We start from the raw sequence: 13,255 nt of genomic DNA, 5'->3' as shown, positions 1-13,255 counted from the left end.
TCCCGAAGAGCGAGTGGACGATGCTCTCGCACCACGTGATCTTCCACGGCCGCCGTATCTGCCACGCCCGCAAGCCCGCCTGCGGCGCCTGCCCGATCGCCCCGCTCTGCCCGGCCTACGGGGAGGGCGAGACGGACCCGGAGAAGGCCCAGAAGCTCCTGAAGTACGAGAAGGGCGGCTTCCCGGGCCAGCGCCTCAACCCTCCGCAGTCCTACCTCGACGCGGGCGGCATCCCGGCACCCCCGCTGGGAGCGACCATCCCCGGCGCCCCCGCGCCCGGCGGGGGCGCCGGGGATGGTCGCTCCCAGCGGGGGTGCCGGGATGCCGCCCGCGTCGAGGTAGGACTGCGGAGGGTTGAGGCGCTGGCCCGGGAAGCCGCCCTTCTCGTACTTCAGGAGCTTCTGGGCCTTCTCCGGGTCCGTCTCGCCCTCCCCGTAGGCCGGGCAGAGCGGGGCGATCGGGCAGGCGCCGCAGGCGGGCTTGCGGGCGTGGCAGATACGGCGGCCGTGGAAGATCACGTGGTGCGAGAGCATCGTCCACTCGCTCTTCGGGAAGAGCCCGCCGATGGCCGCCTCGATCTTGTCGGGCTCCGTCGCGTCGGTCCACTGCCAGCGTCGTACGAGCCGCTGGAAGTGGGTGTCCACGGTGATGCCGGGGCGGCCGAAGGCGTTGCCGAGGACCACGAAGGCGGTTTTGCGGCCCACGCCGGGCAGTTTGACGAGGTCTTCGAGCCGGCCCGGGACCTCGCCCCCGAAGTCGTCCCGCAGGGCCCTGGAGAGCCCTATCACCGACTTGGTCTTGGCCCGGAAGAACCCGGTCGGCCGGAGGATCTCCTCGACCTCCTCCGGGTTCGCCGCGGCCAGGTCCTCGGGCGTGGGGTACTTCCCGAAGAGAGCCGGCGTCGTCTGGTTCACCCTCAGGTCGGTCGTCTGCGCCGACAGGACCGTGGCCACCACCAGCTGGAAGGGGTTCTCGAAGTCCAACTCCGGGTGCGCGTACGGGTACACCTCGCCGAGCTCACGGTTGATACGGCGCGCCCGCCGCACGAGGGCGGTGTGCGACTCGTTCCGGGGAGGCTTGGCGGGGGTGATTTTGGCGGGGGCGGCTTTGGCAGGGGCGGCTTTCGCAGAGGCTGCTTTGGCGGGAGTGGCTTTGGCGGGGGTCACTGCGGCGGGTGCGGCTTTCTTCGCGGGTGCGGTTTTCTTGGCGGGCGTGGGCTTCCTGGTGGTCGCCTTCGCGGGCGCGCTCGACGCCGAGGTCTTCGTGGCGGTCGCCTTCGCCGGCGTGCCCGACGCCGAGGTCTTCCTGGCGACGGCCTTCACCGGCGCGCTCTTCTTGGCGGCCGTCTTCGGAGCGACCGCCTTCTTCGGGGCGACAGCCTTCTTCGGAGCGGCCACCTTGTTACTCGCGGCAGCCGCCTTCTTGGTCGGGGCGGCAGCCCTCCCGCTCGGAGCGGCAGCCTTCTTGCTGGAGGCGGCCACCTTCTTGGTCGCGGCAGCGGCCTTCCTGCTCGCGGCAGCCACCTGCTTGGTCGGTGCGGTCACCTTCTCGGCGGCGGTAGCAGCCGTCTTGCTCGCGGCAGCCTTCTTCGAGACGGCCACCTTCCTCGCGGCAGCCACCCTCTTGCTCGGGGCGGCAGCCTTCTTGGTCGGGGCGGCAGCCTTCTTGGCGGACGCGGCTCTCTTGACGGCGGCGGCCTTCTTCGCGGTCGCGGCCATCTCCGAGGCCGCGACCCCCGCGGCCTTCCCGGCGGCTCCGGCCGACCTCTTGGCCGGCCCGCCCCCTGCCGCTTTTGTCGTTTTCTTCGCTCCGTCGGGGTCCTGTTCGCCCACAGCGGAATCGCGACGTGCAACCACCCGTCCAGCCCCCTTGGCCTGTGCTCTCACCGGCGATTTGGACACCCGGCCAGCCTAAAGCCCACCAGTGACATCCGCCCCGGCCCTCGGAGATCGGCCCCCAATTGGCCCCCTGCCGCACTGCGGGACACACCTGTACGGCAGACTTGTGACTGATCACACTGTTTGGACCGTCCGGCAAAATGGGGAACACGGTCCCCGGCACACGGGGGAGCAAGATCCCCTGAGCAGGTCGACAAGGAGAGAACTCGTGGACGACGTTCTGCGGCGCGCCCCGCTCTTCGCGGCGCTCGATGACGAGCAGGCCGCGGAGCTCCGCGCCTCCATGAGTGAGGTGACCCTCGCGCGCGGAGACGCGCTCTTTCACGAGGGCGACCCCGGAGACCGCCTGTACGTGGTCACCGAGGGCAAGGTGAAGCTCCACCGCACATCACCCGACGGCCGCGAGAACATGCTGGCGGTCCTCGGCCCCGGCGAGCTCATCGGCGAGCTGTCGCTGTTCGACCCGGGCCCGCGCACGGCGACCGCCAGCGCGCTGACCGAGGTCAAGCTGCTCGGCCTCGGCCACGGCGACCTCCAGCCCTGGCTGAACGCGCGGCCCGAGGTGGCCGCCGCCCTGCTGCGCGCCGTCGCCCGGCGTCTGCGCAAGACCAACGACCAGATGTCCGACCTGGTCTTCTCCGACGTGCCGGGCCGCGTGGCCCGCGCGCTCCTGGACCTCTCGCGCCGCTTCGGCGTGCAGTCCGAGGAGGGCATCCACGTCGTGCACGACCTGACCCAGGAGGAGCTGGCCCAGCTCGTCGGCGCCTCCCGCGAGACGGTCAACAAGGCGCTCGCCGACTTCGCGGGCCGCGGCTGGCTCCGCCTGGAGGCCCGCGCGGTCATCCTGCTGGACGTGGAGCGCCTCGCGAAGCGATCGCGCTAGCCGCTTACGTCACGTCTTCTTTGAAGAAGGGCCCCGCCGCACGGTGGGGCCCTTCTTGTCGTCGCCGGATGCCGACTCAAGGTGTCCGGACACTGACCCAAGGGGTGGGGATGCACGAGGACGCGGGTACGTACGAGGACGCGGGTACGTACGAGGACAGGGCACCCGAGTCGGTCTGGGGCGGCACGAAGGGGCCCTGGTGGCGCAGAGGCCCCGCGTCGGCACCGAGGCTGTGGAAGTACCCGCGGGAGAAGGGAAGCCCCGGCGCGCCGCTGAGCACCTGGGCCGTCGCCGAAACCCTCGCCATGGCCCGCTCCGACCGGGTGGAGGCGTACGGCCTGACGACCGGTGACCCCCTGTGGACGTGGCAGCCGCCCGAAGGCGACGTACTGGCCCACGCCTCCGCGGACGCACCGGACGGCGTGGGCGTCGTACTGCATCACGGTCACGCCGACGGGGACGAGAACGGCGGCGCGGAGCACGTCCGCCTCACGGGGCTCGACGTCGGCTCGGGCAGGGTCCTGTGGTCGCGCGAGCAGCGCGCCGACGCGCTCGGATCCGTCGACGGGCACGCGCGCGAGGTGGCCCTCGGCGGCGGCCTCATCGTGACCGCCCGTCCCGGTCACGGTCACGGGGACGGGGACGGAGGCAGGGACGAGCCACCGGTGCTCCGGACGATCGACGCGCGCACCGGCGCCCTCCTGTGGGAGCGGCCGGTCCCCGAGCGGTGGGGGCACGTCTCCGTCGTACGGGCCCACCCCGCCGTCGTGTCCACCGTCGGACCTGGCGAAGACGCTCCCCGGCGGCTCGTAGTGATGGGCGGGGAAACGGAGCGGGAGATCGAACTGCCTCGCTGGGCCAGGGAGTTCGGGGGTGACGTCGCCGTGGTCGGCGACATGCTCGCCGTCGAATGCCTCGGCACGCCGACCCCCGACGGCGAGGAGGACACCGGAAGCACGCTCAACGCGTACTCCGTCACCACGGGTGTCCTCCGCTGGACCTGGAGCAGCACGTACGGTGCCACGCTCTCCCCGCTGGCCCACCGGGGCCATCTCGTGGTCCTGAACGGCTACGGCGACCGCGCGACCGTGCTGGATCCCGCCGACGGCCGGGTCGTGGCCGAACGCGCCCTGCCCGGCCACAGCTACCGGGCCCGCCTGGCCGCGGCAGGGGACTGCCTCGCCGTGGTCTGTACGGCGGAGCGCCCCACGCATCGGCTGCGCGTGTTCCGCTGGAAATGACATGACCCCGCGGCCCGGCCCATGCAGAGTGTTCCCATGCCGAACAAGGGGCTCGACGCCGGGGGATACATCGAACGCGAGGGATCCCCGGGGCTGATCCCGAGCGCGTTCCGGCCCGTCGTGGCCACGGCCCGCGACCGGGTGCTGGACGTCTTCGGGGCGCGGCTGCACAGCGCGTACCTGTACGGGTCCATTCCGCGCGGCACCGCGCGCGTGGGCCGCTCCGACCTCGATCTGCTGCTCGCCCTGCGCGAGGAACCCACGGAGGCGGACCGTACGGACGCCCGCTCGCTCGACGAGGCGCTCGACAAGGAGTTCCCGCAGATCGACGGGGCGGGAACGCTGCTGGTCGGCCGGGAGCAGGTACTGAGCGACCTGGAGAGGCACGATCTCGGCTGGTTCGTGGCCTGCCTCTGTACGCCGCTGCTGGGCCAGGACCTCGCCGAGTATCTGCCGCGCTACCGGCCCGACTCGCTCCTCGCCCGCGAGACGAACGGCGACCTCGCGCTGTTCCTCCCGCGGTGGCGCGAGCGGATCACGGAGGCGGGCGACTCGGAGCAGGCCCTGCGGCCCCTCACACGCTCCATGTGCCGCCATCTCGTCCGCACCGGCTTCACCCTCGTCATGCCGCGCTGGAACGGCTGGACGAGCGATCTGACGGAGATGGCCGAGGTGTTCGGCACGTACTACCCGGAGCGGGCCGCGCAACTGCGGGAGGCGGCCGTCCTCGGGTACGAGCCGAGGGGCGAGGCCGCAGTCCTGCGGTCGTACGTCGACGATTTCGGGCCCTGGCTCGCCGAGGAGTACGCGCGCGTGCACGGCATCAAAAAACCGCGCCCCTAGGGAGGGCGTTTTCGAACCGTGCCTCCTAGGAGGGCCGTTCCCGGTTTTCCCTGGAGGGCCGTTTCCGGCTTCTCAGGCCTCGCCGATGAGTCCGTGCTCCCGGAGATAGTCCAGCTGCGCCAGCACCGACAGCTCCGCCGCCGGCCACAGGGAGCGGTCGACGTCGGCGTACACGTGGGCGACGACCTGGGACGAGGTCGTGTAGCCGTCCTCGACCGCCGTCTCGACCTGGGCGAGGCGGTGGGCCCGGTGGGCGAGGTAGAACTCGACGGCTCCCTGGGCGTCCTCCAGGACGGGCCCGTGGCCCGGCAGGACCATGTGCACGCCGTCGTCGACTGTGAGGGACCTGAGGCGCCTCAGGGAGTCCAGGTAGTCGCCCAGGCGCCCGTCGGGGTGCGCGACGACCGTGGTGCCCCGGCCCAGGATCGTGTCGCCAGTCAGGACGGCCCGGTCGGCGGGCAGGTGGAAGCAGAGCGAGTCGGCGGTGTGGCCGGGGGTGGACACGACGCGCAACTCCAGGCCGCCCGTGGTGACGACGTTCCCGGCCGCCAGGCCCTCGTCACCGAGCCGCAGCGCCGGGTCGAGCGCCCGCACCTTCGTCCCGGTCAGTTCCGCGAACCGTCCGGCGCCCTCCGCGTGGTCCGGGTGCCCGTGCGTCAGCAGGGTCAGCGCGACCCGCTTGCCGGCCTTCTCGGCGATGTCGACGACGTTCCGGAGGTGTACGTCGTCCAGGGGCCCCGGGTCGATCACCACCGCCAGCTCGGAGTCCGGCTCAGCCACGATCCAGGTGTTCGTGCCGTCCAGGGTCATCGCGGAGGCGTTGGGCGCGAGGACGTTGACGGCACGCGCGGTGGCGGGGCCGGAGAGCACCCCGCCCCGCGGCTGGCCCGGAAGGGCGGCGGCGTCGGTCATGCGGAGGCTCCACCGGTCGGGATGTGCTTGGTGAACTCGTCGTGGCCGGGCCAGCTGAGGACCAGCTCGCCGCCTTCCAGGCGGGCCTGGGCCAGGACGGGCGTCATGTCGCGCCCCGGTGCCGCGGCGAGGGCCTCGGCGGCGGTGGCGTACGCGCCGAGCTGGCGCAGGGTCGCGATGGTGGGCGGCATCATCAGGAGGTCGCCCTTGTCGTAGCCGTCCCTCGCGTCGGCGGGGCGGATCCAGACGGTGCGGTCGGCCTCCGTGGAGGCGTTGCGGGTGCGCTGGCCCTCCGGGAGCGCGGCCACGAAGAACCAGGTGTCATAGCGGCGGGGCTCGAACTCGGGGGTGATCCAGCGGGTCCAGGCGCCGAGGAGGTCGGAGCGCAGGACGAGCCCCCGGCGCTCCAGGAACTCGGCGAAGGAGAGGTCACGGGCGACCAGGGCCGCGCGGTCCGCCTCCCACTCCTCGCCCGTGGTGTCGCCGACCACGGTGTCCTCGGTGGGCCCGGCGAGCAGGACGCCCGCCTCCTCGTACGTCTCGCGCACCGCCGCGCAGACGATCGCCTGGGCGGTGGTCTCGTCGACGCCGAGCCGGGACGCCCACCACGCGCGCGTGGGGCCCGCCCAGCGGATCTGCCGGTCGTCGTCCCTCGGGTCAACACCGCCGCCGGGATACGCGTACGCGCCTCCGGCGAAGGCCATGGAGGCGCGTCTGCGCAGCATGTGCACGACGGGGGTGGAGTCGGTGTCCTTGAGCAGCATGACGGTGGCCGCCCGCCTGGGGGCGACCGGTGTGAGCGTGCCCTCCGCGAGCGCGCGGATTCTCTCGGGCCACTCGGGGGGATACCACTGCCCATTCGCCATGGGCGGAGGCTATCCCGGAGTGGGCTGATGTTCGAGAGGCAACGATCGCCTCCCCAGGAGGCACACCTACGCCATAGGAGCAGGCCCGCGCCCCGGAATCCGCTCACACCGCCGAGCCATGCCCGCGCCACGGCGGACCGGCTCGCACCACGACGGAGACCGGCTCACACCACGGCGGACCGGCTCACGCGTGTGTCAGCTCCACCAGGACCTCGACCTCGACGGGCGCGTCCAGCGGCAGCACCGCCACGCCGACCGCGCTGCGCGCGTGCACGCCCTTCTCGCCGAGGACCTCACCGAGCAGCTCGCTCGCGCCGTTCAGCACGGCGGGCTGGCCCGTGAAGTCGGAGGCCGAGGCGACGAAGCCGACGACCTTCACCACGCGCGCGATGCGGTCGAGGTCGCCCACGACCGACTTGACCGCCGCGAGGGCGTTCAGCGCACAGGTGCGGGCCAGCTCCTTGGCCTCCTCCGGAGTGACCTCCGCGCCCACCTTGCCGGTGACCGGAAGCTTGCCGTCCACCATCGGGAGCTGCCCGGCCGTGTACACGTACACACCCGACTGCACCGCGGGCTGGTACGCGGCCAGCGGCGGTACGACGTCCGGCAGGGTCAGTCCGAGCTCGGCCAGCTTCTCCTCGACGGCGCTCATGCGGCCTTCTCGCGCTTCAGATAGGCGACGAGCTGCTCGGGGTTGTTCGGCCCGGGCACGACCTGGACGAGCTCCCAGCCGTCCTCGCCCCAGGTGTCCAGAATCTGCTTCGTGGCGTGGACGAGCAGCGGCACGGTTGAGTATTCCCACTTGGTCATGAGGGCGACTGTATCCGCTGCCGCACACGCCCTTCCGCGGACCTCTTCGAGGGCCTCGTCGGGGGCCTCGTCGGGGGCCTCGCCCGGGGCATCCCGCACAGCTTGTCCACAGCCTCCTGCGTACTTCCGCGGCCGACTGGTTAGGCTCGAAGACGTGAGCAGGCTCCAGGTCGTCAGCGGCAAGGGCGGTACCGGCAAGACCACGGTCGCCGCAGCACTCGCGCTCGCCCTAGCGACCGAGGGCAAGCGTGCCCTTCTGGTCGAGGTCGAGGGCAGGCAGGGCATCGCGCAGCTATTCGAAGCGCAGGCCCTGCCCTACGAGGAGCGGAAGATCGCCGTCGCTCCAGGGGGCGGGGAGGTGTTCGCCCTCGCCATAGACCCCGAACTGGCCCTTCTGGACTACCTCCAGATGTTCTACAAACTCGGCAGCGCCGGACGCGCGCTGAAAAAGCTCGGCGCCATCGACTTCGCGACCACCGTCGCGCCGGGCCTCAGAGACGTCCTTCTGACGGGCAAGGCCTGCGAGGCCGTGCGCCGCAAGGACAAGCGCGGACGCTTCGCGTACGACTACGTGGTGATGGACGCGCCGCCGACCGGCCGGATCACCCGCTTCCTGAACGTGAACGACGAGGTGGCGGGGCTCGCCAAGATCGGCCCGATACACAATCAGGCGCAGGCCGTCATGCGGGTCCTCAAGTCGCCCGAGACCGCCGTGCACATGGTGACGCTGCTTGAGGAGATGCCCGTCCAGGAGACCGCGGACGGCATCGCCGAGCTGCGTGCCGCGCGGCTGCCGGTGGGGCGGATCATCGTGAACATGGTGCGGCCCTCGATCCTCGACGAGACCGATCTGGAGCTCACCCGCGAGGCACCGCGCACGGCCATCGCCAAGTCGCTGTCCGCCGCCGGACTAGGTGGCGCGCGCCGCGGCGGGGTCGCCGAGCGGCTGGTGGAGCCGCTGCTGACCCAGGCCGACGAGTACGCCGAGCGGCACGCGTTGGAGCGCGACCAGCGGGCCGTGCTCCAGGGCCTGGACCTGCCCCTGCACGAACTCCCGCTGCTCGCCGAGGGAATGGACCTCGGGGGCCTGTACGAACTCGCCAAGGAACTGCGTCAGCAAGGGATCTCATGAGCCAGGACCCGGCCCGCGCACACGACACGACCCACTCGCACGAGACCGCCCGCGGCATAGACGCCGCCGCCGTCCTGGACGTCGATCCGCTGATCGACGACCCGAAGACCCGCATCGTGGTCTGCTGCGGCTCGGGCGGCGTCGGCAAGACCACCACGGCGGCGGCCCTCGGGCTGCGCGCGGCCGAGCGTGGCCGCAAGGTGGTCGTCCTCACCATCGACCCGGCGCGCAGGCTCGCCCAGTCGATGGGCATCGACGCGCTGGACAACACCCCGCGCCGGGTGAAGGGCGTCGACGACTCCGCGGACGGCGAACTGCACGCGATGATGCTCGACATGAAGCGCACCTTCGACGAGATCGTCGAGGCGCACGCGGACCCCGAGCGGGCGACCGCGATCCTCAACAACCCCTTCTACCAGTCTCTTTCGGCGGGCTTCGCGGGCACGCAGGAGTACATGGCGATGGAGAAGCTGGGCCAGCTGCGGGCCCGCGAGGAGTGGGACCTCATCGTCGTCGACACCCCGCCCTCGCGCTCGGCGCTCGACTTCCTGGACGCCCCGAAGCGGCTCGGGTCGTTCCTGGACGGCAAGTTGATCCGGCTGCTGACGGCTCCGGCGAAGCTGGGCGGCCGGGCCGGGATGAAGTTCCTGAACGTCGGGATGTCGATGATGACCGGCACCCTCGGCAAGCTGCTGGGCGGCCAGCTCCTCAAGGACGTCCAGACGTTCGTGGCCGCCATGGACACCACCTTCGGCGGTTTCCGCACCCGCGCGGATGCCACGTACAAGCTGCTCCAGGCGCCCGGGACGGCGTTCCTGGTCGTGGCGGCCCCGGAGCGGGACGCGCTGCGCGAGGCGGCGTACTTCGTGGAGCGGCTGGCCGCCGAGGACATGCCGCTCGCGGGGCTCGTGCTGAACCGCGTCCACGGCAGCGGCGCGGCCCAGCTGTCGGCGGATCGGGCGCTGGCCGCCGCGGAGACCCTCGACCTCACCGCCGGTCCGGCCGAGCACCTCACCGCCGACCCTGTCGAACACCTCGCGGCAGGTCCGGCCGAACCCGGTGCCGATCCGGCCGTCGCGGAAAATCTTGACGAGGCCCGCATTGTGGATCAGTCGGGCGGGAAAGCTGGACTTCGTAACTCTCCCGACACGTACGGCAGTTCAGAATCACCCGCTACCCAGACCACCGTTCCCGAGGCTCCCGCGCCCGACGCAGGCTCCCCCGCCGCGGACCGGACCACCGCCGAAGGAGCCGGGACGGACGACCCCACCGTCGAACACGACCGCACCGTCGAACAACTCACGGCAGGCCTGCTGAGGTTGCACGCCGAGCGCATGCAGCTGCTCTCCCGCGAGCAGCGCACACGTGACCGCTTCGCCGCACGCCACCCCGAAGTGGCGGTGGCCGAAGTGGCCGCGCTGCCCGGCGACGTGCACGACCTCGCAGGGCTGCGGAACATCGGGGAGCGGCTCGCGGCCGGTACCTCGCCGACCGGAGCTGCGTAGCCTCTCGGGGCCACAGTGGCCCCAGTTGCGTGCGGACGCCGTGTACGACGCCTGCGGGGTCGCGTGTACGTCACGTGGCCCCCTGACGCATACGGGGCCGATGGGACCCCGGTTGCGTGCGGAGAGGCTGTCAGCCCACCGCCGCGTAGTTCTCGTACACCTCTTCCTCGTCGAGAGGCAGAATGCCCGCCCCTCGCTCGTACTCGGTACGCGCGGTTTCGAGCAGCCTGCGCCAAGAGGTGACGGTGGGCCGCCTGCGCAGCAGTGCGCGGCGTTCCCGCTCCGTCATTCCTCCCCACACGCCGAACTCGACGCGGTTGTCCAGCGCGTCGGCCAGGCACTCCGTGCGTACCGGACACCCGGTGCACACTGCCTTGGCCCTGTTCTGCGCTGCTCCTTGAACGAACAGTTCATCCGGATCGGTAGTGCGGCAGGCCGCCTGCGCACTCCAGTCGGTTACCCAGCCCATACCGGCGCCGTCCTCTCCCGAATCGAGGCTCCCCCACGGCGGCAGCGGCATATTCACCGCCGCCAGTTGAGGACGTTACGGAAGGTGGGCACAGTCAACCAGCCCCTTCGGGCCCAATCTTGAATGGCCCGAATGGACTATGGGTACGCGACAGATCACCCAACGGAGTGACCCGGCGACATCCGTGACCTTCCCGGCAAACCGGGGCAGTTGAGTTGCGTCACATCGGACACCAACTGACACATGAGGCGGATTCGGGCACGTGCTCAACAAAAAAGTTGAGTGCCGACCGAAACGATTCGGGGTCGCCGGACGTATTGATACGTAGCCCTACTGCTGTGACAGTTGAGAGCAGCTTAGGCCAAGGCCTATACGTGTGTCCGGCGAATGAGAACGTAGGCTGCCCTCATGCCAAAGAAGCGCTCGGGCGGTGGTCTGTCGCCAACGCAGCAGGCCGCCAAGTTCCTCGGTGTCAGTGTGCTCGCGGGAGCCGTCATGGCCGGAATCGCCGTGCCGGCGTTCGGCGCGCTCGGTCTCGCGGCCAAGGGTTCGGTCGAGGGGTTCGACGAGATCCCCACCAACCTGAAGCGGCCACCGCTGAGCCAGCGCACGACGATCCTGGACAGCAAGGGCGGCCAGATCGCCACGGTCTACTCCCGTGACCGCACGGTGGTCGACCTCAAGGACATCTCGCCGTACATGCAGAAGGCGATCGTCGCGATCGAGGACGCGCGGTTCTACGAGCACGGCGCGGTCGACCTCAAGGGTGTCCTGCGGGCGCTCAACAAGAACGCGCAGAGCGGCGGCGTCTCCGAGGGCGCCTCCACGCTCACGCAGCAGTACGTGAAGAACGTCTTCGTGGAGGAGGCCGGCAACGACCCGGATCTGGTCGCCCAGGCCACCCAGCAGACCCTCGGCCGGAAGGTCCGCGAGCTGAAGTTCGCGATCCAGGTCGAGGAGGAGCTCGGCAAGAAGAAGATCCTCGAGAACTACCTGAACATCACGTTCTTCGGTCAGCAGGCGTACGGCGTCGAGGCCGCGGCCCAGCGCTACTTCTCCAAGTCCGCCAAGGACCTGAAGGTGGAGGAGGCCGCGCTGCTCGCCGGCATCGTCCAGTCGCCGAGCCGGTACGACCCGGTCAACGACGAGGAGGAGGCCGTCAAGCGGCGCAACACCGTGCTGCAGCGGATGGCCGACGTCCACGACATCTCCCAGGCGGAGGCCGACAAGGCCAAGAAGAAGCCGCTCGGCCTGAAGGTCAGCAAGCCCAAGAACGGCTGCATCACGGCGGTCAAGGGCGCCGGCTTCTTCTGTGACTACGTCCGCGAGGTCTTCCTGAACGACCCGGTCTTCGGCAAGACCCAGAAGGCCCGGGCAAAGATCTGGAACCAGGGCGGCCTGACGATCAGGACGACGCTCGACCCGCAGTCGCAGGAGTCGGCGCAGGCCTCGATCAAGGACCACGTCTACAAGAGCGACGACGTGGCGACCGCCGCCACCATCGTCGAGCCCGGCACCGGCAAGATCCTCGCGATGGGCCAGTCGCGTCCGTACGGCTTCGGCAAGAACGAGACGCAGATGAACCTGTCCGTGGACGCCGGCATGGGCGGCGGCGCGGGCTACCAGCCCGGTTCGACGTTCAAGCCGATCGTGGCCGCGGCTGCCATCGAGGGCGGCAAGCCGGCGAACCAGGTGTACTCGTCGCCGTACAAGATGGACTACCCGAGCCCGGTCTCGGCCTGTGACGGCAAGAGCTGGAACGAGAAGGGCGTCCCGGTCGAGAACGAGAACGAGACCGAGGTCGGCCCGTACGACATGCAGGACGCGACCGCGAAGTCGGTCAACACGTACTACATCCAGCTGATCAGCGACATCGGCATCTGCCCCGTGACCGACATGGCGGGCAAGATGGGCGTCGAGCGCGCCGACGGCAAGAAGATGAACCAGGCCCCGTCGATCGCCCTGGGCACGCAGGAGATGTCCCCGCTGACGATGGCGAGCGCGTACGCGACCTTCGCCACGCGGGGCACGTACTGCTCGCCGATCGCGATCGAGTCGATCCGCCAGACCGTCGGCGGCCAGAAGAAGTCCCTGCCGGTGCCGAAGTCGACGTGCTCACGCGCGATGTCCGAGAACACCGCCGACACGATCAACACGCTCCTCAAGGGCGTGGTCGAGGACGGTACGGGTTCGGAGGCGGGCCTCGACAGCCGGGCCAGCGCGGGCAAGACCGGTACGACGGACGAGCGCTACGCGGCCTGGTTCGTGGGCTACACGCCGAACATGGCCGGCGCGGTCTGGGTCGGCGACCCGGCCCACAAGCGGCGGATGACCAACATCACCATCGGCGGCGTCCCGTACGAGAAGGTCTTCGGCGGCAAGGTCCCCGGACCGATCTGGCGCGACATGATGGCCGGCGCCCTGGAGGGCAAGGACGCACCCCAGTTCAACCTCGTCAACATCCCGCGCGGCGACACCGGCAAGGACGACGGCCGGGGCGACGAGGACGACAACGGTGACGAGGACGGCGACAACGGGGACAACCGCGGGAACGACGGCGGGAACGGTGACGGCAACAACGGCGGCAACGGCAACCCGCAGTTCCCCAATCCGACCATCTCGATCCCCGAGGAGTGGACGATCAGCGGGAACGACAATGGTGGGGGGAACGGGAACGGGGGGAACTTTCCGTAGGC

General features: G+C 70.5%; 11 protein-coding genes and 2 pseudogenes. 7 read left to right on the top strand and 6 right to left on the bottom strand.

All coding sequences use genetic code 11. The annotated features are described in order from the left end of the window. A pseudogene (locus AOK17_RS48385) lies at nt 1–254 on the top strand (endonuclease III domain-containing protein); the annotation flags it as partial. A 45-nt stretch (nt 255–299) separates the two neighbouring features. Here AOK17_RS48385 and nth read toward each other — a convergent pair. Further along, nucleotides 300–1,481, bottom strand: a pseudogene (nth, locus tag AOK17_RS13345) (endonuclease III); the annotation flags it as partial. Nucleotides 1,482–2,106: 625 nt separating this feature from the next. On the opposite strand from nth, the gene AOK17_RS13335 reads away from it, so the two are divergent. The 3 genes from AOK17_RS13335 to AOK17_RS13325 all read left to right on the top strand — a co-directional run bounded on the left by AOK17_RS13335 (nt 2,107) and on the right by AOK17_RS13325 (nt 4,865). After that, a complete protein-coding gene (locus AOK17_RS13335; RefSeq protein WP_016642758.1) occupies nt 2,107–2,781 on the top strand; it encodes a Crp/Fnr family transcriptional regulator in 675 nt (224 codons plus the stop codon). Nucleotides 2,782–2,891: 110 nt separating this feature from the next. Further along, nucleotides 2,892–4,022, top strand: a complete 1,131-nt coding sequence (locus AOK17_RS13330) for an outer membrane protein assembly factor BamB family protein (RefSeq protein WP_055612646.1) — start codon at nt 2,892–2,894, stop codon at nt 4,020–4,022. A 36-nt stretch (nt 4,023–4,058) separates the two neighbouring features. Continuing rightward, on the top strand, nt 4,059–4,865 hold the full coding sequence (locus AOK17_RS13325; RefSeq protein WP_245697132.1) for a nucleotidyltransferase domain-containing protein: 807 nt from the start codon (nt 4,059–4,061) through the stop codon (nt 4,863–4,865). A 72-nt stretch (nt 4,866–4,937) separates the two neighbouring features. Here AOK17_RS13325 and AOK17_RS13320 read toward each other — a convergent pair whose 3' ends face one another. From AOK17_RS13320 to sp36, 4 genes are all read right to left on the bottom strand, one after another. Continuing rightward, the gene (locus tag AOK17_RS13320; protein ID WP_055612644.1) at nt 4,938–5,777 is read right to left on the bottom strand and encodes an MBL fold metallo-hydrolase; all 840 of its coding nucleotides are present in this window, start codon (nt 5,775–5,777) and stop codon (nt 4,938–4,940) included. Continuing rightward, entirely contained in the window at nt 5,774–6,643 is an 870-nt protein-coding gene (locus tag AOK17_RS13315; RefSeq protein ID WP_055612643.1) for an NUDIX hydrolase, read from the bottom strand. The genes AOK17_RS13320 and AOK17_RS13315 overlap by 4 nt, the downstream gene beginning before the upstream one ends. A gap of 184 nt (nt 6,644–6,827) precedes the next feature. Then, nucleotides 6,828–7,295, bottom strand: coding sequence for a RidA family protein (locus AOK17_RS13310; protein ID WP_055612642.1), 468 nt, complete (start codon nt 7,293–7,295; stop codon nt 6,828–6,830). Further along, nucleotides 7,292–7,453 (bottom strand): Sp36 family protein, encoded by a 162-nt coding sequence (sp36, locus tag AOK17_RS49980; protein ID WP_107099910.1) that lies wholly within the window; start codon nt 7,451–7,453, stop codon nt 7,292–7,294. The genes AOK17_RS13310 and sp36 overlap by 4 nt, the downstream gene beginning before the upstream one ends. A gap of 154 nt (nt 7,454–7,607) precedes the next feature. On the opposite strand from sp36, the gene bagA reads away from it, so the two are divergent. Next, a complete protein-coding gene (bagA, locus tag AOK17_RS13300) occupies nt 7,608–8,585 on the top strand; it encodes an ATPase BagA (RefSeq protein WP_055612640.1) in 978 nt (325 codons plus the stop codon). Continuing rightward, nucleotides 8,582–10,090, top strand: a complete 1,509-nt coding sequence (gene bagB / locus AOK17_RS13295; protein WP_055612639.1) for an ATPase BagB — start codon at nt 8,582–8,584, stop codon at nt 10,088–10,090. Before bagA ends, bagB begins: the two co-directional genes overlap by 4 nt. A 130-nt stretch (nt 10,091–10,220) precedes the next feature. Here the strand turns inward: bagB and wblA are convergent, their stop codons facing one another. Next, nucleotides 10,221–10,559 carry a transcriptional regulator WblA gene (wblA, locus tag AOK17_RS13290; RefSeq protein WP_055515737.1) on the bottom strand — a complete coding sequence of 113 codons (339 nt, stop codon included), beginning with the start codon at nt 10,557–10,559 and terminating at the stop codon, nt 10,221–10,223. Between the two features lie 408 nt (nt 10,560–10,967). On the opposite strand from wblA, the gene AOK17_RS13285 reads away from it, so the two are divergent. After that, nucleotides 10,968–13,253, top strand: coding sequence for a transglycosylase domain-containing protein (locus AOK17_RS13285; RefSeq protein WP_055612638.1), 2,286 nt, complete (start codon nt 10,968–10,970; stop codon nt 13,251–13,253). Nucleotides 13,254–13,255 lie beyond the last annotated feature (2 nt).

Origin of the sequence: Streptomyces phaeochromogenes (genome assembly GCF_001418655.1) — a bacterium.
In the GTDB taxonomy this organism is placed as follows: Bacteria; Actinomycetota; Actinomycetes; order Streptomycetales; family Streptomycetaceae; genus Streptomyces; species Streptomyces phaeochromogenes.
The sequence above is the reverse complement of the archived record's forward strand: the minus strand, read 5'-3'. Positions and strand labels throughout refer to the sequence as shown.